Here is an 18800-nt window from a genome sequence, read left to right as displayed (position 1 = left end):
TGCTTATTCTGTTTCTAAAACCATTGCGGCACCTTGTCCGCCCAAACCACTTGAGGCTACGAGAGAAATTCCCCCACCTTGGCGTTTTAACGCATGAAGTGATTGAATAACGGTGCGCAAACTGGTTACTGCGCGTGGATTACCAAAAGCAATGGAGCCACCTAAATGATTGAGCTTAGTTTGGTCAATTTCACCTAAACAAGCGGTGCGATTTAGATGATTTTTTGCAAAATCATTATCTTCAAACAGTCGAATATTCATCAGCATCTGGCTTGCTGAGGTTTCATGAATATCAATTAAATCCATATCTTTTAAAGTCAAACCTGCACCAGTTAAGGCTTTTGAAGAAGCAATTGTCGCGCCCGCAAACATATTTTGCCAAATATCGTTACCAGTAATCGCATAACTTCGAATGTAGCCAAGCGGGGTGTAACCGAGGGTTTTTGCTTTGCTTTCATTCATCAATAACACCGCAGCTGCGCCATCCGTAGGTTGTGGCATATTTGCTTCTGTTACTGTGGCATAGGGTTTATTGATAAGCGAAGAAAAACGCTGATAATACGCTGGTTTAGCCGCTGCTGCTGTTAGGGTATCTGAAACAACAAAATCGGTATAAGGACGAGGGCAAGATTGCATTACCTCTTCTTTTAATAGCCCAACTTTCCACGCATTCAATGCTTTTTCATTTGAATGGCGGGCGTATTCATCTTGCGCTTCACGGCTAATTTGATACTGTTGTGCCATTTGCTCAGAAAGTTCAGCAACTGACATTTGTGTAGTGAAATCTTTAAGGTTTACGCCATGCAATTTAAGATCTCGCCAAGAAAATTGACGAAAACGGCGATACTTTTCTTCTAGCGTATCTGCAGTAAAAATTGACTTAAGCTTATAAATTACGCGAGGGCTCAAGCTTAATGGCGCATTAGAAATGGAATCTGCACCACCTGCGATTCCGGTTGTACTTGCGCCACTTAAGATACTGTTGGTCACATTCACAATTGCTTGCAAGCCTGAAAGGCAAGAGCTACTAATACTGTAGGCTTGAATTTGCGGCATATTTAATGCTAATGCAATTTCACGGGCAGGGTTTGGAATATCGGGTTGTTGAATCACTTGCGCAAAAACTAACTGATCGATTTCTTGGCGAGAAAGTGCCGTGCGACTTAATAATTCATTGGTCACCATCGTACCAAGACTGGTGGCATAGGCATCTTTAAAGCCAGTATCTCGACGAGCAAAAGGCGTTCTTAAGCCAGAAACGATGGCAATACGTTCTCCTTTTGCGGTGCGAAGTGATTGATTTGACATGGATTATCCTTATTAGCGGTATTTGGGCTGGATTTTATCAGCCAAACCCTAAATAAACAAACCGTCTGCAGAAATTAAAAATTCTACAAGCGGTTGTTTTTTGAGTGCGTTTTACCAATTTTTTAGTGAATTAAAAGTCGGTTTTTTCTTTATATTCGCATAAATCTTCAATAATGCAGGAACCACAGCGTGGCTTGCGAGCAATACAAGTATAACGCCCATGAAGAATCAGCCAGTGGTGGACATCGACTTTAAATTCGCTGGGTACAACTTTATTAAGTTTTTCTTCAACCTTAACTACATCTTTGCCTGGGGCAAAGCCTGTACGGTTGGCAACGCGAAAAATATGGGTGTCAACTGCAATGGTCGGATGACCAAATGCTGTATTTAGAACCACATTCGCCGTTTTTCTTCCCACGCCTGCAAGCGCTTCAAGGGCTTCTCGATTTTCTGGCACCTGACTATGATGTTTTTCTACTAAATCTCGGCACGTCTTTATAATATTTTCTGCTTTGCTATTAAATAACCCGATAGTTTTAATATACTCTTTTAATCCATCTACCCCGAGCGCTAAAATTGCCTCGGGTGTATTAGCTACGGGGAATAATTTATCAGTTGCTTTATTGACCCCTTTATCTGTGGCTTGTGCAGAAAGAATGACGGCAATTAGCAATTCAAATGGGGTTGAAAAATTGAGTTCCGTGGTTGGATGTGGGTTTTCGTTACGTAAACGAGTTAAAATTTCAATACGTTTTGCTTGATTCATGTTTAGAAAAATCCTTGGTCGTAGAGCATTTTTGCAACCATTAAAAATGAAATTGTCACTAACATTGGACGAATTAAGCGCTTACCTTTCGTAACAACCATTCTAGCCCCCAGCGTACCGCCGATAAATTGACCTATTATCATCACAATACCAACTTGCCAAATGACTGCACCACCTAAAATAAAGAAGATGAGCGAGGCTAAATTTGAAGTAAAGTTTAGTACTTTTGCATGGGCGACGGCTTTGGTTAAGTTAAAACCAAGTAATAACACAAAAGAAAGCGTATAAAATGAGCCAGCAGCAGGACCAAAAACACCATCGTAAAAACCAATTGTAGCACCCACTAATACCGCAAAAAGTGGATAGCTAATCCGTTGTTTCTTATCATCATCACCAATGCTAGGTGCAAATAAAAAATACAACCCAATTGCGAGTACTAAAAACGGCAAAAATACTTTAAGCGATTGTACATCAATGCGTTGAACTAAAATTGAACCGATTGCCGCACCTAAAAAAGTTAAGGCAATGAGTAAAAGGATTTCACGCAAGTTCACCGCTTTTTTTCTTACAAAATAGAGTGATGCTGAAAAAGAACCGCCACAGGCTTGTAATTTATTGGTGCCCAATGCAATGGCAGGCGGCATGCCTGTTGCAAGCAAAGCAGGGATGGTAAGTAATCCGCCACCCCCTGCGATAGCATCAATAAAACCTGCAAAAGTAGCTACCGAAAAGAGTAGCGCTAAAAGCTCAATAGAGATTTCCATTTAAACCTCAATAAACAACCATTTCGTCACTATGTAAAGCGACTGAACCAAATTCATAACCTAGAATAATTTCAATATCTTGTGATTTTTTGCCCTTAATACGTGCCAAGTCATCGCTACTGTAACGAGTCAGCCCGATAGCAAGTGCTTTACCATCTGCATTAAAAATTTTCACGACTTCACCGCGAGAGAATTCCCCTTTAATTTGAGTAATTCCAACGGGTAATAATGATTTATGTGCAGATAGCGCAGTTTCGGCACCGCTATCAACATAAATAGACCCCACTTGTGGGGCGGCAAATAGCCACTGTTTTCTGCCTTCCAAGCGGTCGGATTGGACTAAAAATTTACTACCAATAGCTTTGCCGTTGGCTAAATCAACCAATACATTTTCACGTGAACCAGAAGCGATAATAGTTTCGACGCCTGAACGCGTGGCAATATCAGCCGCGATAATTTTGGTGCTCATTCCACCTGTACCAAGGCCTGTTGAGCTACCGCCAGCAATTTCACGGATATGCGGAGTAATTTTCTCAACGACGGAAAGTAGCATCGCATTTGGATCTTTACGAGGGTCGGCACTAAATAAGCCCTCTTGGTCGGTTAATAGATAAAGTTGATCTGCTTGCGCAAGTATCGCAACAAGGGCGGAAAGGTTATCGTTATCGCCCACTTTAAATTCTTCGGTAGCAACGGTATCGTTTTCATTGATGACGGGGATAATCCCGTGTTCAAGTAGGGCGTTAAGCGTATCACGCGCATTTAAAAAACGTTCGCGATCATCAATGTCCGCACGAGTAAGTAATATTTGCCCAATATGAATACCATAAATATCGAACAAGCTTTCCCAAGTGCGAATTAACTGACTTTGCCCTACGGCAGCCAGCATTTGTTTATTGGCTAAAGTTTTTGGTAATTCCGGATGGCCTAAATAATCTCTTCCAGCGGCAGCAGCGCCGGAGGTTACAACAATCACACGGTGGTGTTGGTGTAATTGGGCAATTTGTTTTACTAATTCCAGCATATATGGACGGCTTAAACTTTTTTGGCCATGAGTAAGCGTGCTGGTGCCAAATTTAATTACAATTGTTTTTTTCATTATTGCCTCAAATAAGTCGTGAAATTTTTGCAAAAGTAGCACTTTTGTTTGTTAAAATCACGCGTAATTTTTTAGAAAACGGAAGAAATTCATGATTAGTTTAATTGTTGCACGGACTCAAAATCATATCATCGGAAAAGAGAACCAAATGCCGTGGCATTTACCACGAGATTTAGCTTGGTTTCGTCAAAATACATTAGAAAAGCCCGTGATTATGGGGCGTAAAACTTATGAATCTATCGGACGCTTATTGCCTAAGCGCCCTAATATTATTCTTTCTCGTTCAGGTTTTGCCGTAGAAGGCGCATATTCTGCCACTAACTTAGAACAAGCGGTCGAAATTGCACAACGTTTTGCAAATGCTGATGATGCCAATTTTGAAGTGATGATCATCGGTGGAGGCGAGCTGTTTAAACAAGCACTACCGATGGCTAAACGCCTTTATTTGACCGAAATTCAAGCTGAGATTACAGGCGATACTTACTTTGAGTTTGATGAAGAAAATTGGCAGCAAATAAGTTCAGAGCGCGTCGAAGCGGATGAGCAAAACGCTTATGCCTGCCAATTTATGATTTTTGAACGCAAAAGCCCTAAATAGGCGTTAAAGGTTACCAATGATATCAAGTGCATCACTAAGTTTTTTCACGGTAATCACTTCCATGCCTTTAATCGCTTTTTTCGGTGCATTGGCATAAGGCACAATAGCACGTTTAAAGCCATGTTTTGCAGCTTCAGAAATTCGCTCTTGTCCACTGGGTACAGGGCGAATTTCTCCTGCTAATCCCACTTCGCCAAAAACCACTAAATCTTGTGGTAGTGGGCGATTTCTAAAGCTAGAAATCAACGCCAAGATCAAGGCTAAATCTGCGCTGGTTTCGGTGACTTTTACCCCACCTACTACATTAACGAAGACATCCTGATCCGACATTTGTAAACCACCGTGGCGGTGTAATACGGCCAATAGTAGTGAAAGACGGTTATGATCTAGCCCAACAGCTACACGGCGTGGATTGGCAAGCATGGAATGATCGACTAATGCCTGAATTTCGACTAAAAGTGGTCTGGTTCCTTCCCATAATACCATGACGGAACTACCTGCCACTTGTTCATCACTACGGCTTAAAAAGATGGCAGAAGGGTTTTTGACTTCTTTCAGTCCTTGCTCCGTCATCGCAAAAACACCTAACTCATTTACTGCACCAAAACGGTTTTTTTGCGAACGCAAAGTTCTAAACCGTGAATCAGATTCACCTTCCAGTAAGAGTGAGGCATCAATCGCATGTTCCAATACTTTCGGGCCAGCAATCGTCCCATCTTTAGTCACGTGACCAACCATAATAATCGCCACTTGTCTTGTTTTGGCATAACGGGTAAGAAATGCTGCACATTCTCGCACTTGGGCGACTGAACCTGGGGAAGATTGAATATCCGCTAAATGCATCACTTGAATAGAGTCGATAACCATCAGTTTAGGTTTTTCTTGATCAGCAATATTACAAATATGTTCAACAGAAGTTTCTGAAAGCATTTTCAAATGTTCAGTCGGTAAACCTAAGCGATTGGCTCGCATCGCCACTTGTTGAAGAGATTCTTCGCCTGTTACATATAAGGTAGGTAAAGCTTGAGATAAGCCACACATGACTTGTAGTAATAATGTAGATTTTCCCGCACCGGGATGACCGCCAATAAGAATTGCTGAACCGGGAACGACACCACCACCTAACACACGATCTAACTCTTGAAAGCCACTGCTAAATCTTGGCACTTCTTGTAAGCTAATTTCTGAAAGCGCTTGAACTTTGCCCGAAGTTTCACCCGCATAACCGCTAAAACGATCGCCTTTTGATTTATTCTCTTTGGCTGAAATTAAGCGAACTTCGCTAATAGTATTCCAAGAAAGACACTCTTTACATTGCCCCATCCATTTTGAGTATTCTGCGCCACAATCATTACACACATAGGCAGTTTTCGGTGCTTTAGCCATATCATCCCCAATAATCTGTAAAAACAGCCAGATAATAGCAATTTTCACTGAATAAATAAACATGCCTCTAAATTATTTCTGCGATCTCGCTCGAAAATTTGAAAAGCCTTTCTCGCAAAAAATTCGAAAACTTGCAAACTAGCGCCGCGTGAATGGCACGCTTAATAAAGGAACTTTTATGCATTTTTCATTTATGACAAAACCGCTTCAGCGGGCATTTACTTTAATTGAACTGATGATTGTTATCGCCATTATTGCCATTTTGGCAACGATAGCGATTCCGGCATACAGTAATTACACCAAAAAGGCTGCGCTGTCTGAGTTATTACAGGCTTCTTCTACGTATAAATCGGATGTGGAAATTTGTATTTATAACACTAACAATGTGGCTAGTTGTTCTGGCGGTTCAAATGGTGTTCAAGCAAATAAAACCTCGGCAGATGATTCTAAATATTTAGCTAGTGTTTCTGTAGTGAGTGGTGTGATTACCGTAACCGGTAAGGGAAGTCTTAACGGCTATAGTTATGCGATGACGCCAAAATTTAATGCCAATACGATTAGTTGGACAACCAGTTGTAAAGGAGAAGATGTAGGGATATTCCCTGCGAATTTCTGTGGCGCAACAACGGCAAGCTCTGGCACAAATTAAAGCTTAGGTAATGAATAAGGAAATCAAAATGTCTTACTCGGTTTGTGATATTCAAAACCAAAGAATCTTTGAAATTTCAGAACAGCAATGGACAAAAAATTGCCATGAAAAGAACATTTTATTGCGCTATTTGGCGATTCCATTAAAAGAAGATCATGAAACCCTTTGGTTAGCAATAGATAACGAAAATAATCTCAACGCTTGTGAAATTTTTGCATTTATTGCACATAAACAAATTGAGCCCGTTTTGATTTCCTCTTTGGAACTAAAACGACTATTGAGCTTGTTATCGCATGAGGAGTCCGTTAATGAAGAAATAGATGAGATTGCGCATTATCAAATTGTGAGTGAAGAAGAGAACATTGATTATCAAGACCCCATTATTCAAGTACTAGAGAAGCTTTTTAAATATTGTTTAAAAGAAAATGTTTCAGATATTCACATTGAGCCGAAAAAGCAAGATTTAGTGGTTCGTTTAAGAATTGATGGCGTATTGCATCTTTATAAAACCTATTCACAGCAATTTGCTAGCCGCATGATTTCCCGTATTAAACTATTGGCCAAACTAGATATTAGTGAATCTCGCTTACCGCAAGATGGCCAGTTTAGCTTTAAAACTACATTGGCAGAAACCTTAGATTTTCGCGTTTCAACTTTACCAACGGCATATGGTGAGAAATTAGTTTTACGATTACAAAAAAATAAGCCGACTCATTTTGATTTTTTAACGCTAGGACTCACGGAATCGCAGAAATCCAGTTTATTAAATGCTTTAGCACAACCACAGGGGTTAATTTTAGTCACAGGACCTACTGGGAGTGGTAAAAGTATTACGCTATATAGTGCATTAAGCCATTTAAACCAGCCGGATAAGCATATTTTAACAGCAGAAGATCCTATTGAAATTGAGATTGAGGGCATTATTCAAACGCAAGTCAATCGAGGGATTTCACTTGATTTTAGCCAGTTGTTGCGCACTTTTTTACGACAAGATCCAGACATTATTATGTTAGGTGAAATTCGAGACGAAGAGAGTGCAGAAATGGCGCTTCGAGCTGCGCAAACAGGGCATTTAGTACTTTCTACATTGCATACTAATGATGCACCTTCAGCGTTTGAGCGGTTGTTGCAATTAGGTATTAAAGATTATGAATTAGAAAATGCACTGTTGTTAGTGATTGCGCAGCGGCTGGTTAGAAAATGTTGTGTTCATTGTGCTGGTCAAGGTTGTGCAGAGTGTCATCAAGGCTATAAAGGCAGAACTGGGGTTTATCAATTTTTTGCAAAAAATGATAAAACTTTTGAAAAATCGACCGCTTGTTTAGATTTCCAAACGTTAAGAGAGAGCGCAGAACAAAAACTATGTACGGGAGAAACGAATGAAGCTGAAATTTCTCGGGTGTTAGGCTATGTTTAAAATTGCTCAATTTGATTGGAAAGCAACTGATCGTCACCAGCGTATTCAACGTGGAAAAATGTTGGCAAAAAATAGTGAAGCTGTAGAACAAGTTTTACTGGCAAAAGGTTATTTGCCGATTTTTATTCGCCGTAATTTTATTTTAGCAACTAAACCAAAGAAATCAGAAGTAACACAATGTTTATTACAATTGAGTTTATTATTAAATGCAGCGATGCCATTAAAACAAAGTCTGCATTTAATTTTAGATGGCCTTGAAAACATTCCGTTATTTAATTGGTTAAATAATGTTATTTCACAAGTGGATGCAGGTTTCCCTTTTTCTCATGCGTTAGAAAAACAAGCTAAATACCTTTCTAATCAAGAAATTCAGCTGATTAAAATGGCGGAAAAGACAGGTGGTTTAGCAAAAATGCTAGATAATATTGTTCAAGCGCGGTTAAAGTCAGAAAAAATCTTTAAAAAAGTAAAACGAGTCTTGTTTTACCCTATCTTTATTTTAGTAGTTTCTTTTTTACTTTCATTGGCGATGTTAATTTTTATCGTGCCGTCATTTGCTGAACTTTATCAAGGAAAAGAACAAAGCCTGCCATTTATTACAGAGGTTTTATTTAGGCTCTCTCAATTGTTGAGAGAACATGGTGTTTTATGGCTAATTATTAGTTTATTGATAATTGGATTGTTATTTGGCATTAACCAAATAAGTGATGTACTTAAAAAGCTAAAAACAAAAATGATTGCGCATATTCCAATCTTTTCTCAGATTATTCAGCAGGCGCGTATTATTTATTTTACGCAAAATGTGGCATTGATGCTCAATGCGCATATTCGGTTAAGTTTAATATTAACGTCTTTTTTATCTGAAAAACAAACTGACAAAATACTTGAACAAGAAATTCATTGGATGAGTCGATTACTCTCACAAGGTTATTCTTTTGCAGAAGGATTAAATCCTGCGGTTTTTACTACACAAGTGGTTCAGATGATCGCCATTGGTGAGAAAAGCGGTAAATTGGCTATGATGTGTGAGCATGTAAGTGAAATTTATCAACAGCAATTAGATCATCAAATAGATATGCTTTCTCAAATGCTAGAACCTATGTTGATGTTAATCATGGGGGTAATTGTGGGCACTATTATTATCGGTTTGTATTTACCGATTTTTGATATGGGAAGTTTGGTGGGATAAGTTTATGCAAGCGGTCATTTTTTCACTTTGTTTTGCAATTTGGTGTCGCTGGGATTTGAATCGATTTTGTGAACGAATTAATCGGCAAGTTTTTCAAGATTATCAATTTTTACGAGGAAATATTGAAACGTTTTCGCATTTTAAACAACACTCCCGTTTAAAACCAAAATCAATGCCATGGGCAAAAAGTATTTGGTGGTTATTCCCATTATTTGCCTTCATACATGAAAATCCTATTGTTGCCTTTTTATGGATGTTGCTCTATTTTCTTGCTTTACTCGATAGCTATTATTACTTAACAGATAGCCGATATATTTCGGTTATTTTTGTATTGGCGTTATTACAACCTATTCCGCAAATTGATACATTAATTTTTACAATATGCTTTTTTACGGGTTTAACTTTACTACTATTGTTATTTCGCCGAACAGAGAGCTTTGGAATGGGAGATAGCTTACTTTTTATTGCTGTTTCTCCGCTTTTTTCGGTTACGGAAATGCTCCAAGTTATTCTATTTGCTTGCCTCTTTGGTTTGTTTTTTGCACTGATTGTTTTTTGTAAAACGCAGCAAAAAATTGACCGCTTGCCGTTTATTCCTTTTATCAGTTTGGCAGTGGTATTTCTCCTCTAAAACCGATTAGGAAATTCGCGTTACACTTGAACAAGTGCTAAGATACGCACCGATAATAAGGAGACGTTATGCGCTATGTAGTGGGGTTAACTGGTGGAATTGGTAGTGGGAAAAGTTTAATTGCCAATCTCTTTACTGAACTGGGTGTATCGATAGTCGATGCTGATGTAGTGGCAAGAACTGTGGTGGAGAAAGGTTCGCCATTACTTGCAAAAATTGCTGATCATTTTGGTGAATCTGTATTAAATGAGAAAGGCGAGCTCAATCGGGCTTATTTACGCTCATATATTTTTGGACATCCAGCAGAAAAAGAGTGGTTAAATAACTTACTGCATCCAGCGATTCGAACAGAAATGTTAGCCCAAATACAGGCAGTGGAAGCCCCTTATCTTTTATTAGTTGTGCCACTGCTAATTGAAAATCAGTTAACAACGTTATGCGACAGAGTGCTAGTTGTGGATGTGCCAATGGAAGTACAAATTGCTAGAACCACAGAGCGTGATGGGAGTGCGCTTGAAACGGTTAAGCAAATCATTGCCGCACAAGTTAATCGAGAAACCCGTTTGCAATATGCAGATGATGTTATCGAAAATGCACTTCCGTTAGCACAGAATTTAGTGAATTTAAAAGCCCAAGTGCTACAATTACATCAACGTTATTTATCATTAGCTGCACAGAAACAGAAAAAGGAAACTTTATGACAACTATTGTAAATTGCCCAACTTGCCAAACTGAAGTGATTTGGGCGAAAGAAAGCCATTATCGCCCATTTTGTAGTGAGCGCTGCCAGCTGATTGATTTAGGCGAATGGGCAAATGAAGAAAAGCGCATTGCAGCAGTAGAAGATGAGCCAATGAGTGGAGAATTAGAATCTTGGTAATAGAGAAAGCGAAGTTAGACTTCGCTTTTTTATTGCCTAAAATTATAAATAAGATATTTTCATTCTTTTGTGTTCTATTCGTTCTCTTCTAATATTCCTACATAACAATAGTGATGGATGTCGTTATGAATTGGGAATATATCTGGTCTGTTTTACCTCGTTTTGTCGATGCGACAGCTATGACGTTGCATCTTGCCTTTTGGGGCATTTTCATTTCTTTAGTGTTAGGGCTGTTATGTGCTGTGATTACAACTTATCGGATTAAACCTTTCGATTGGATTGTAAAAGGGTACATTGAACTTTCTCGCAACACCCCATTATTGATTCAAGTTTTTTTCCTCTATTTTGGCTTATCGAAAATAGGTATCAAGCTCGATGGCTTTACCTGTGGCGTTATTGGCTTAGCATTTTTAGGTGGTAGCTATATGGCTGAAGCGATTCGGGGCGGATTAGAAGCGGTTTCTAAAGGGCAGATTGAGTCTGCATTAAGCATTGGTTTAACTCCGTTGCAAGCTTTTCGTTATGTAATTTTCCCGCAAGCTTTTGCGATTGCGATACCGGCTATTGGCGCTAATTGCTTATTTTTAATGAAAGAAACTTCGGTAATTAGTGCAGTCGCTGTTGCAGAACTCATGTTTATGGCAAAAGAAATTATCGGAATGGATTATAAAACCAATGAAGCGCTATTTTTGTTAGTTGTGTTTTATCTGATTATTTTATTGCCGGTATCCATTTTAATTCGTTATATCGAGCGTCGTATGCGAGGAGCAAAATATGGGGCTTAACTTATTATGGGAAGGTAGTAATCTGAGCCGTTTGTTAAATGGGCTGGCGATTACCGCAGAAATCGCATTTATTTCCGTCTTCTTCGCTTGCATTTTTGGCGTGGTTTTTGGGCTGATAATGACGATAAAAAATAAATGGGTTCAAGCTATTAGCCATTTCTATTTAGAGTTCGTGCGCATTATTCCTTTACTCGCCTTACTCTTTATTGCCTATTTTGGTTTGGCAAAATGGTTCGATATTCATTTAAATGGCATAACCGTTTGTATTTTGGTCTTTATTTTTTGGGGCACGGCAGAGATGGGCGATTTAATGCGTGGTGCGCTCACTTCAATAGAAAAGCATCAATTGGAATCGGCCTACGCATTGGGATTAAATCGTTTACAAACATTTTACTATATTTTGCTGCCACAAAGCATTAAACGTGTCACACCTAGTGCAATTAACTTATTTACTCGAATGGTAAAAACAAGTTCATTAGCAATGCTAATTGGGGTGTTAGAAGTGATTAAAGTCGGACAACAAATTATAGAAACTTCTTTATTTACCGACCCAAGCGCTGCATTGTGGATTTATGGCGTGATTTTTATGCTTTATTTTGTGATTTGTTATCCATTATCACTCTTTTCGCGTTATTTAGAAAAACGTTGGATAGATTAAGGAATTTTTATGGCGTTATTAGAAATTAAACAATTAGTGAAAAACTACGGTGAAGTTGAAGCTTTAAAGGGAATTAACCTAAGTGTAGAAAAAGGCGAGGTTGTTGTCATTTTAGGGCCATCTGGCTGTGGTAAGAGCACTTTCTTACGCTGTATTAACGGCTTAGAATCAATTCAAAGTGGACAAATTTTACTCGAAGATGCAGGTGAATTAGGGAAAGATATTTCGTGGACAAAAGCACGTCAACGTATTGGTATGGTCTTTCAAAGCTATGAATTATTTTCTCATCTTTCAGTCATTGAAAATATCTTGCTTGGCCCACTGAAAGTGCAGCATCGTGATCGCGCAGAAGCAGAAAAGCAGGCTGATGAATTATTAAAACGAGTTGGGCTTTATGAGCGTAAAAATGCTTATCCGCGAGAACTTTCAGGCGGGCAAAAACAACGAATTGCGATTGTGCGTTCGTTATGTATGAATCCTGAAATCATTTTATTTGATGAAGTGACAGCAGCACTAGATCCGGAAATGGTCAGAGAGGTGCTAGATGTGATTTTAGGGTTAGCAAAAGAGGGGATGACCATGTTAATTGTGACCCATGAAATGAGTTTCGCTCGTCAAGTAGCTAATCGTATTATTTTTATGGATAAAGGCGAGATTATTGAGCAATCCACGCCAGAAGATTTCTTTACTAATCCAAGCTCTAATCGAGCAAAAACTTTCTTAAACATTTTAAATTATGAACCAAGAGGAACAAACTATGAAGACAACATTTAAGAAAATCAGCGCAATTTTAGCTTCTGTATTACTCGCAGTGGGCATTACTGCTTGTAATGAAAAGGAACCTGCAAACGCACAAAAAACAACATCAACAATTGAACAGCTTAAACAGGTTGGCAAAGTTCGTATTGGGGTATTTAGCGATAAACCACCATTTGGTTATGTTGATGCACAGGGTAAGAGCCAAGGCTTTGATGTTGAAATCGCCAAAGCAATAACGAAGGATTTATTAGGCGATGAAAACAAAGCAGAATTTGTTTTGGTTGAAGCAGCCAACCGTGCAGAATATTTAGTTTCTAACAAGGTTGATATTATTCTTGCTAATTTTACGGTAACGCCAGCACGTAAAGAAGTGGTTGATTTTGCTAACCCATACATGAAGGTGGCATTAGGTGTAGTGTCTAAAGATGGTGGAGTCATTACAGATATTGAGCAGCTAAAAGGGAAAACCTTATTACTGAATAAGGGGACAACAGCAGATGCTTATTTCACTAAAAATTACCCAGACATTAAAACTTTAAAATTTGAACAAAATACGGAAACTTTCGAAGCATTACGTGATGGGCGTGGTGATGCATTAGCGCATGACAATACTTTGCTATTTGCATGGGCAAAAGAAAATCCGGGCTTTACTGTGGGTATTAAAAATCTAGGCGATCAAGATACGATTGCGCCAGCAGTGAAAAAAGGTGATACCGAATTACTAAATTGGTTAAATGCAGAAATTCAGAAATTAGGTAAAGAAGGTGTTTTAAAACAAGCTTATGATAAAACTTTATTGCCAATTTATGGCGATGCAATTAGCGAAAAAGATGTGGTCGTCAGTTACTAAGTGATTTTGCAAAACTTTTCTGAAATGAGACCGCTTGTTAGCGAAAAAGCCTCAATCTGCTGATTGAGGCTTTTGTTTATTTATCTTCGTTAATACGGCTTGAAACAGCGCTTTGTTGGTTTTTATATTTGGCATCTTTGCGGGCATAATAAGGTTTTTCTGCGTGTCCGCTTAATACCTCAAAACTTAATGCACCGATTGCCATATTAGGGCGCAATGCCAGTGGTAATTTTCCAGCATTGAAAAATTCTAAAACGATTTTTCCCTCCCAACCCGGGTCAATTCGATGTGCAGTCACATGCACCATCAACCCTAAACGGGCAAGCGATGAACGGCCATCTAACCAGCCGACAATATTTGAAGGAAGTTTTACTGACTCAAGTGTGACTGACAGTGCTAGTTCACCAGGATGTAAGAAGAAGGCTTCATCATCTCCAATCACAATTTCCTCACTCATAACCTTATTCAGTTGTGCCGTGACTGCTTCACGAGGGCCACTGACATCAATATAAGGGGTAGAGTGTTCTCTGAAAATACGAAATGAGTTACCTAAACGTACATCGACTGTTGCACCGGAAATTTTATCATTCGTTGGGCGAGGGGTAATTTCAATTAACCCTTCGTCCAGATAACGAACAATATCAGTATCACAAAGACGCATATTATTTTCCTTTATGAAGTAATTGTTTGATTTGCGCTTTTAGAATATTGATAGCAATACGGTTTTTACCGCCTTTTGGTACGATAATATCTGCATATTGTTTAGAAGGTTCGATAAATTGTAAGAACATCGGACGAACCGTTTGGCGGTATTGTTTAATAATTGATTCCATTGAGCGACCACGCTCAACCATGTCGCGCTGTAAACGGCGAATGAAACAAATATCTAATGGGGCATCAACGAATATAGACACATTGATTTCATTACGAATTTCTTCATCAGTGAGCAATAGAATCCCTTCTAGGATAATGATTTTTTTTGGCTCGAAATGTTTGGTCGTTGTTTTGCGGTTGTGTTCGGTATAGTCGTATTCTGGAATCTCAATCGATTTATTTTGTTTGAGTAAACGTAAATGTTCGACTAATAAATGATGATCCATAGAACTTGGATGGTCATAGTTGGTTTTTATCCGTTCTTCCATGGTCAGATGGCTTTGGTCTTTGTAATACGCATCTTCTGAAATAATCCCGATATCATGCGTGCCTAATTCCTCCTGAAGTTCTTTATAAATGGTTGATGCGATAAGACTTTTTCCTGAAGCGGAAGCGCCTGCAATAGCAATAACAATACAAGCTGGGGTTTCATTTATTTCTAACATGGGATTCTCTCATCAAAAAAATTTGCAGAATTATACCTGATTTTGCCATATATCTCTGCCTATTTATGCAAAAAAATGAATAAAGTTTAGACTTTGATGTATTTTTAGCATATACTTGCCGAGTTTTTCTAAAAACCATTTTTATTATGGTTTTTTATTTTACGTATTAAATAGGATTATTGACGCTTAAGGTGTTCTGGCGAGACAAATATTATGATGAATAAAACAACTGCTTTAACTAAACTCAAACCACTTTTTTTACTTTCTCTTTTTACCGTTTTTAATGGGTATCATGCTAGTGCGCAAGCCAGTTTAAGCAGTCATCAACCTATCTTCTCTCGTATTGTGGCAACAGCAGCAACGCCAGAACAGATTCAAGCAACGGCTGCAACTCAAGCTCAAGTTCAAGCAATTACAGCACCAAGTGTAAAAACTTCAACTTTATCAGGTGAATCTCATCACGTAGCAAATCAAAAAATCAATAAAGTTTATCGTCAATGGGCGGGAACGCGTTATCGTATGGGCGGTACAGGTAGCGGTGGCATTGATTGTTCTGCCTTTGTACAAAAGGCAATGAGTGGCGCATTTGGCTTAGATTTACCCCGTTCAACCTCAGAACAACGTTATGAAGGTCATTCTATTTCAAAATCAGACTTACGTCCTGGCGATTTAGTATTCTTCCGTAAAAATCATCACGTTGGTGTGTATATCGGTAACGGTTTATTTGTTCATGCAAGCACTAGCCAAGGTGTAACGACCAGCTCATTAAGCGAAAGTTATTGGGCAAGAAATTATACCCAATCTCGTCGTGTACTATAAATTTAGCGTTTGTTGTGAAGATAAAAAGAAACCATGCTCTCAAGCATGGTTTTTTGTTTTTTTAGCTATTAGCAAGAATAACGGCACGTTTAGGTGCTGGAAGCCCTTCAATTGTCTTGCTGTGATCGTTAGGATCTAAGAAATCCACTAAGCTTTCATTTTCCAACCAGTCAGTTTTACGCTGTTCTTCAAGTGTAGTGATGGCTTGCTCGACGCAACGTACATTTTTAAAGCCCACTTTCTCTAGCCAGTTAATGAGCGCTGGAACTGATGGAATAAAGTAAACATTTTTCATTTTGGCATAGCGATCAGCTGGGACTAACACATCATTAACATCGCCATCAATTACTAACGTTTCTAAGACTAATTCTCCGCCTTTGACTAATTGTGCTTTAAGTTGCGAAAGATGATCTAAAGGTGATTTCCGGTGATATAACACGCCCATAGAGAAAACCGTATCAAAAGCTGCAAGCGGTTGCATTTCTTCAATACCTAGCGGAATTAAATTAGCACGACGGTCATTACCTAAGAGTTTTCGCACGACTTCAAATTGGCAAAGGAATAATTCAGTAGGGTCAATTCCCACAACCATTTTGGCGCCTTCCCCAACCATTCGCCACATATGATAGCCACTCCCGCAGCCGACATCTAAAATAGTTCGGTCTTTTAAAGGGGCAAGGTGAGGTAGTACGCGATCCCATTTAAAATCTGAGCGCCACTCGGTATCAATATGAATACCATGCAGATGATAAGGGCCTTTACGCCAAGGCATCAGCTGTTTGAGATGGTGTACTATGCGCTGTTGCTCACCGGCTGAAAGTGGTTCTGTTGGAATGGATTCCACTTTGTCTTTTAGGTTAATGCAAGCGGTCGAATTTGGCATAAAATCTGCAATTTTTGCCCACTTTGCATAATCGCCATGGGTTGTTTTTTCCCATTGCTTGAGTTGAGCGGGTAAGGTTTCAAGCCACGCAGAAAGATTCGTGGTGGCAATTTGTTGGTAAAATGGACGGAAGTCTATCATAGTGTTATTGAATGTTATGCTATGGTTTTAGCATAGGTTATGTATAAATCAGCCCCTGATGGGGCTGTGATAAATTAACGAGAAATAGGATTTACTTTCGCTTTTTGCAATTTGCGATAAGCATTCAGTAATTTCTGATGTGCCGCCATATTTTCAAGGGCTTCATCAGAGGCGGTTAAACCGTTAAATGGATTGCCTCCATTGATGGCATTCCAGGCAAATTCAACGGCTTGGCTGCCATACATTTTCTCAAAGACTGAGCGATATTGTGCCGGTTCGCGGTTTTTATCTAAGAACAATTCAATACTTTGAATTAAGCAGCGGTAGTAGTTATTACGCTCTGCTGAGAATACTGAACCATTCATATTTGCAGTCCAGTTTGCCCAATCTAAGGCTTCCTCTAAATTGCCTAAAGCTAAATGTAGCATCGATTTTAATTCACCAATACGTAAAGTCTGCATGGCTGAACCTTTTTCTGCCACGATACCGATGAATTCACGCACGCGAGTTAAATCATCGATGCCTTGCTCATCTAACTCATCTAAAAGCTCTTGATAAGTTTCTTTATCATGATGGAAATGCGGTAGGTCTAATAAAATCTCACGCCAATCCATGCCCATATTGTTATTGGCATAGATAAGGTCGTCCGACGGGTAAATGTTTGACATACCTGGCGATAAAATACGGCAAGCATAAACGCCTAAATGCTCATAATCCATAATATAAACAGGCTGTTTATATTTATTGAAAATAGCCATTAAGTGATTAAATTCTTGTTCGGTAGTACCAGAAAAATCCCAATACACAAATGGATAATCTGCGTCTTTCTTGAAAAGATCCCACGAAATTAGACCGCTTGAGTCAATAAAATGTGTTTCAAGGTTAGCATGTTCAGCTACATCTTCATTATTAAATGAAGGTGGGGCAAATACATCTAAATCTTTTAAACTACGACCTTGTAAAAGCTCGGTAACCGTACGCTCAAATGCCACTTGGAAATTCGGGTGTGCGCCGAAAGAGGCAAAGCAAGTGCCGTTATTTGGGTTTAATAAGATCACACAAATAACAGGGAATTCACCGCCCAATGATGCGTCATAACATAAAATTGGGAAACCTTCTTGCGCTAATTTTTCGATGGAAGCTTTAATTGTTGGGTAACTTTCAATCACAGCTTGTGGAATTTCAGGTAAGCTGATGGCTTCGCTAATAATGCGGTTTTTCACAAAACGCTCAAAAACTTCAGATAAACCTTGTACACGCGCTTCATTTTTGGTGTTACCCGCGGACATTCCGTTAGAAACAAAAAGGTTTGCAATGATGCTTTGTGGAATGTAAACCGTTTGATTGTCTGATTGGCGCACATAAGGCAATGCGACGATACCGCGATCGTAGTTACCTGATTGTAAATCGACTAATAATTCAGGTGTTAATTCACCATTAGGGTCAAAATATTCCCATAAAAAATCATCCATCATTTCTGCTGGTGGGAGTGCTTCATCTTCAATCACAAACCATTTTTCACTTGGGTAATGAACAAAGTCGCTATTTGCAATTTCTTGACCTAAATAGAAATCTGCCCAGAAATAGTTGGTTGATAAACGTTCGAAATACTCGCCTAAAGCAGAAGCAAGCGCTGCTTTCTTACTTGCACCTTTACCGTTTGAGAAACATTGTGGGCAATCAGCATCACGGATATGTACCGACCAAACATTTGGTACAGGGTTTAACCAAGAGGCTTCTTCAATATTAAAACCAAGTGTTTTTAGTTTATGTTGGAATGAGGCAATACTGTCTTCAAGCGCAGCGTCTTTGCCTGTAATAAAAGTTTGTTCAGACATTCAAATAGACCTTAAATGAGGTAAAAAATCGGCGTATTTTAGCAAACTTTAGGGCAAATAA

Annotated in this window: 21 protein-coding genes; 12 read left to right on the top strand and 9 right to left on the bottom strand. The window is 39.0% G+C overall.

Going from position 1 to position 18800, the window contains the following annotated elements:
• Positions 1-3: 3 nt before the first annotated feature.
• The 4 genes from HSP_RS0109015 to proB form a co-directional block, all read right to left on the bottom strand.
• Positions 4-1308, bottom strand: a complete 1305-nt coding sequence (locus HSP_RS0109015; protein ID WP_010129918.1) for an acetyl-CoA C-acyltransferase — start codon at positions 1306-1308, stop codon at positions 4-6.
• A 130-nt stretch (positions 1309-1438) separates the two neighbouring features.
• Positions 1439-2074, bottom strand: coding sequence for an endonuclease III (gene nth, locus HSP_RS0109010; protein WP_010129917.1), 636 nt, complete (start codon positions 2072-2074; stop codon positions 1439-1441).
• Between the two features lie 2 nt (positions 2075-2076).
• Positions 2077-2838, bottom strand: a complete 762-nt coding sequence (locus HSP_RS0109005; RefSeq protein WP_010129916.1) for a TSUP family transporter — start codon at positions 2836-2838, stop codon at positions 2077-2079.
• 7 nt (positions 2839-2845) lie between these two features.
• On the bottom strand, positions 2846-3937 hold the full coding sequence (gene proB / locus HSP_RS0109000) for a glutamate 5-kinase (protein ID WP_010129915.1): 1092 nt from the start codon (positions 3935-3937) through the stop codon (positions 2846-2848).
• 91 nt (positions 3938-4028) lie between these two features.
• Here proB and folA point away from each other — a divergent pair, with 91 nt between their 5' ends.
• The gene (folA, locus tag HSP_RS0108995; RefSeq protein WP_010129914.1) at positions 4029-4535 is read left to right on the top strand and encodes a type 3 dihydrofolate reductase; all 507 of its coding nucleotides are present in this window, start codon (positions 4029-4031) and stop codon (positions 4533-4535) included.
• A 3-nt stretch (positions 4536-4538) separates the two neighbouring features.
• Here folA and radA read toward each other — a convergent pair whose 3' ends face one another.
• The gene (gene radA, locus HSP_RS0108990) at positions 4539-5921 is read right to left on the bottom strand and encodes a DNA repair protein RadA (RefSeq protein ID WP_010129913.1); all 1383 of its coding nucleotides are present in this window, start codon (positions 5919-5921) and stop codon (positions 4539-4541) included.
• 178 nt (positions 5922-6099) lie between these two features.
• Between radA and ppdD the strand changes: the two genes are divergently transcribed.
• The 10 genes from ppdD (at position 6100) to HSP_RS0108940 (ending at position 13739) form a co-directional block, all read left to right on the top strand.
• A complete protein-coding gene (ppdD, locus tag HSP_RS0108985; RefSeq protein WP_010129912.1) occupies positions 6100-6570 on the top strand; it encodes a prepilin peptidase-dependent pilin in 471 nt (156 codons plus the stop codon).
• A gap of 28 nt (positions 6571-6598) precedes the next feature.
• Positions 6599-7987 (top strand): GspE/PulE family protein, encoded by a 1389-nt coding sequence (locus HSP_RS0108980; RefSeq protein WP_010129911.1) that lies wholly within the window; start codon positions 6599-6601, stop codon positions 7985-7987.
• Positions 7980-9176, top strand: a complete 1197-nt coding sequence (locus HSP_RS0108975; RefSeq protein WP_010129910.1) for a type II secretion system F family protein — start codon at positions 7980-7982, stop codon at positions 9174-9176. Before HSP_RS0108980 ends, HSP_RS0108975 begins: the two co-directional genes overlap by 8 nt.
• Before the next feature lie 4 nt (positions 9177-9180).
• On the top strand, positions 9181-9807 hold the full coding sequence (locus HSP_RS0108970) for an A24 family peptidase (protein WP_007524322.1): 627 nt from the start codon (positions 9181-9183) through the stop codon (positions 9805-9807).
• Between the two features lie 68 nt (positions 9808-9875).
• Positions 9876-10508 carry a dephospho-CoA kinase gene (gene coaE, locus HSP_RS0108965; protein ID WP_007524804.1) on the top strand — a complete coding sequence of 211 codons (633 nt, stop codon included), beginning with the start codon at positions 9876-9878 and terminating at the stop codon, positions 10506-10508.
• Positions 10505-10687 (top strand): DNA gyrase inhibitor YacG, encoded by a 183-nt coding sequence (yacG, locus tag HSP_RS0108960; RefSeq protein WP_007525090.1) that lies wholly within the window; start codon positions 10505-10507, stop codon positions 10685-10687. Before coaE ends, yacG begins: the two co-directional genes overlap by 4 nt.
• Before the next feature lie 125 nt (positions 10688-10812).
• The gene (locus HSP_RS0108955; RefSeq protein WP_007524396.1) at positions 10813-11472 is read left to right on the top strand and encodes an amino acid ABC transporter permease; all 660 of its coding nucleotides are present in this window, start codon (positions 10813-10815) and stop codon (positions 11470-11472) included.
• Positions 11462-12130, top strand: coding sequence for an amino acid ABC transporter permease (locus HSP_RS0108950; RefSeq protein WP_007524761.1), 669 nt, complete (start codon positions 11462-11464; stop codon positions 12128-12130). Before HSP_RS0108955 ends, HSP_RS0108950 begins: the two co-directional genes overlap by 11 nt.
• 9 nt (positions 12131-12139) lie before the next feature.
• Positions 12140-12904, top strand: coding sequence for an amino acid ABC transporter ATP-binding protein (locus HSP_RS0108945; RefSeq protein ID WP_010129909.1), 765 nt, complete (start codon positions 12140-12142; stop codon positions 12902-12904).
• Positions 12888-13739, top strand: a complete 852-nt coding sequence (locus tag HSP_RS0108940; protein ID WP_010129908.1) for a cysteine ABC transporter substrate-binding protein — start codon at positions 12888-12890, stop codon at positions 13737-13739. The genes HSP_RS0108945 and HSP_RS0108940 overlap by 17 nt, the downstream gene beginning before the upstream one ends.
• A 76-nt stretch (positions 13740-13815) precedes the next feature.
• Here HSP_RS0108940 and dcd read toward each other — a convergent pair whose 3' ends face one another.
• Both dcd and udk read right to left on the bottom strand, forming a co-directional pair.
• A complete protein-coding gene (dcd, locus tag HSP_RS0108935; RefSeq protein WP_007525168.1) occupies positions 13816-14400 on the bottom strand; it encodes a dCTP deaminase in 585 nt (194 codons plus the stop codon).
• Position 14401: 1 nt separating this feature from the next.
• The gene (udk, locus tag HSP_RS0108930) at positions 14402-15058 is read right to left on the bottom strand and encodes a uridine kinase (protein WP_010129907.1); all 657 of its coding nucleotides are present in this window, start codon (positions 15056-15058) and stop codon (positions 14402-14404) included.
• A gap of 216 nt (positions 15059-15274) precedes the next feature.
• Here udk and HSP_RS0108925 point away from each other — a divergent pair, with 216 nt between their 5' ends.
• Entirely contained in the window at positions 15275-15877 is a 603-nt protein-coding gene (locus HSP_RS0108925) for an NlpC/P60 family protein (protein ID WP_029495369.1), read from the top strand.
• A 61-nt stretch (positions 15878-15938) separates the two neighbouring features.
• Here the strand turns inward: HSP_RS0108925 and cmoB are convergent, their stop codons facing one another.
• Both cmoB and ycaO read right to left on the bottom strand, forming a co-directional pair.
• Positions 15939-16901 carry a tRNA 5-methoxyuridine(34)/uridine 5-oxyacetic acid(34) synthase CmoB gene (cmoB, locus tag HSP_RS0108920; RefSeq protein WP_010129905.1) on the bottom strand — a complete coding sequence of 321 codons (963 nt, stop codon included), beginning with the start codon at positions 16899-16901 and terminating at the stop codon, positions 15939-15941.
• Positions 16902-16975: 74 nt separating this feature from the next.
• A complete protein-coding gene (gene ycaO / locus HSP_RS0108915; protein ID WP_010129904.1) occupies positions 16976-18739 on the bottom strand; it encodes a 30S ribosomal protein S12 methylthiotransferase accessory factor YcaO in 1764 nt (587 codons plus the stop codon).
• Between the last annotated feature and the right edge of the window lie 61 nt (positions 18740-18800).

Source organism: Haemophilus sputorum CCUG 13788, assembly GCF_000238795.1.
Lineage (GTDB): Bacteria > Pseudomonadota > Gammaproteobacteria > Enterobacterales > Pasteurellaceae > Haemophilus_A > Haemophilus_A sputorum.
The sequence above is the reverse complement of the archived record's forward strand: the minus strand, read 5'-3'. Positions and strand labels throughout refer to the sequence as shown.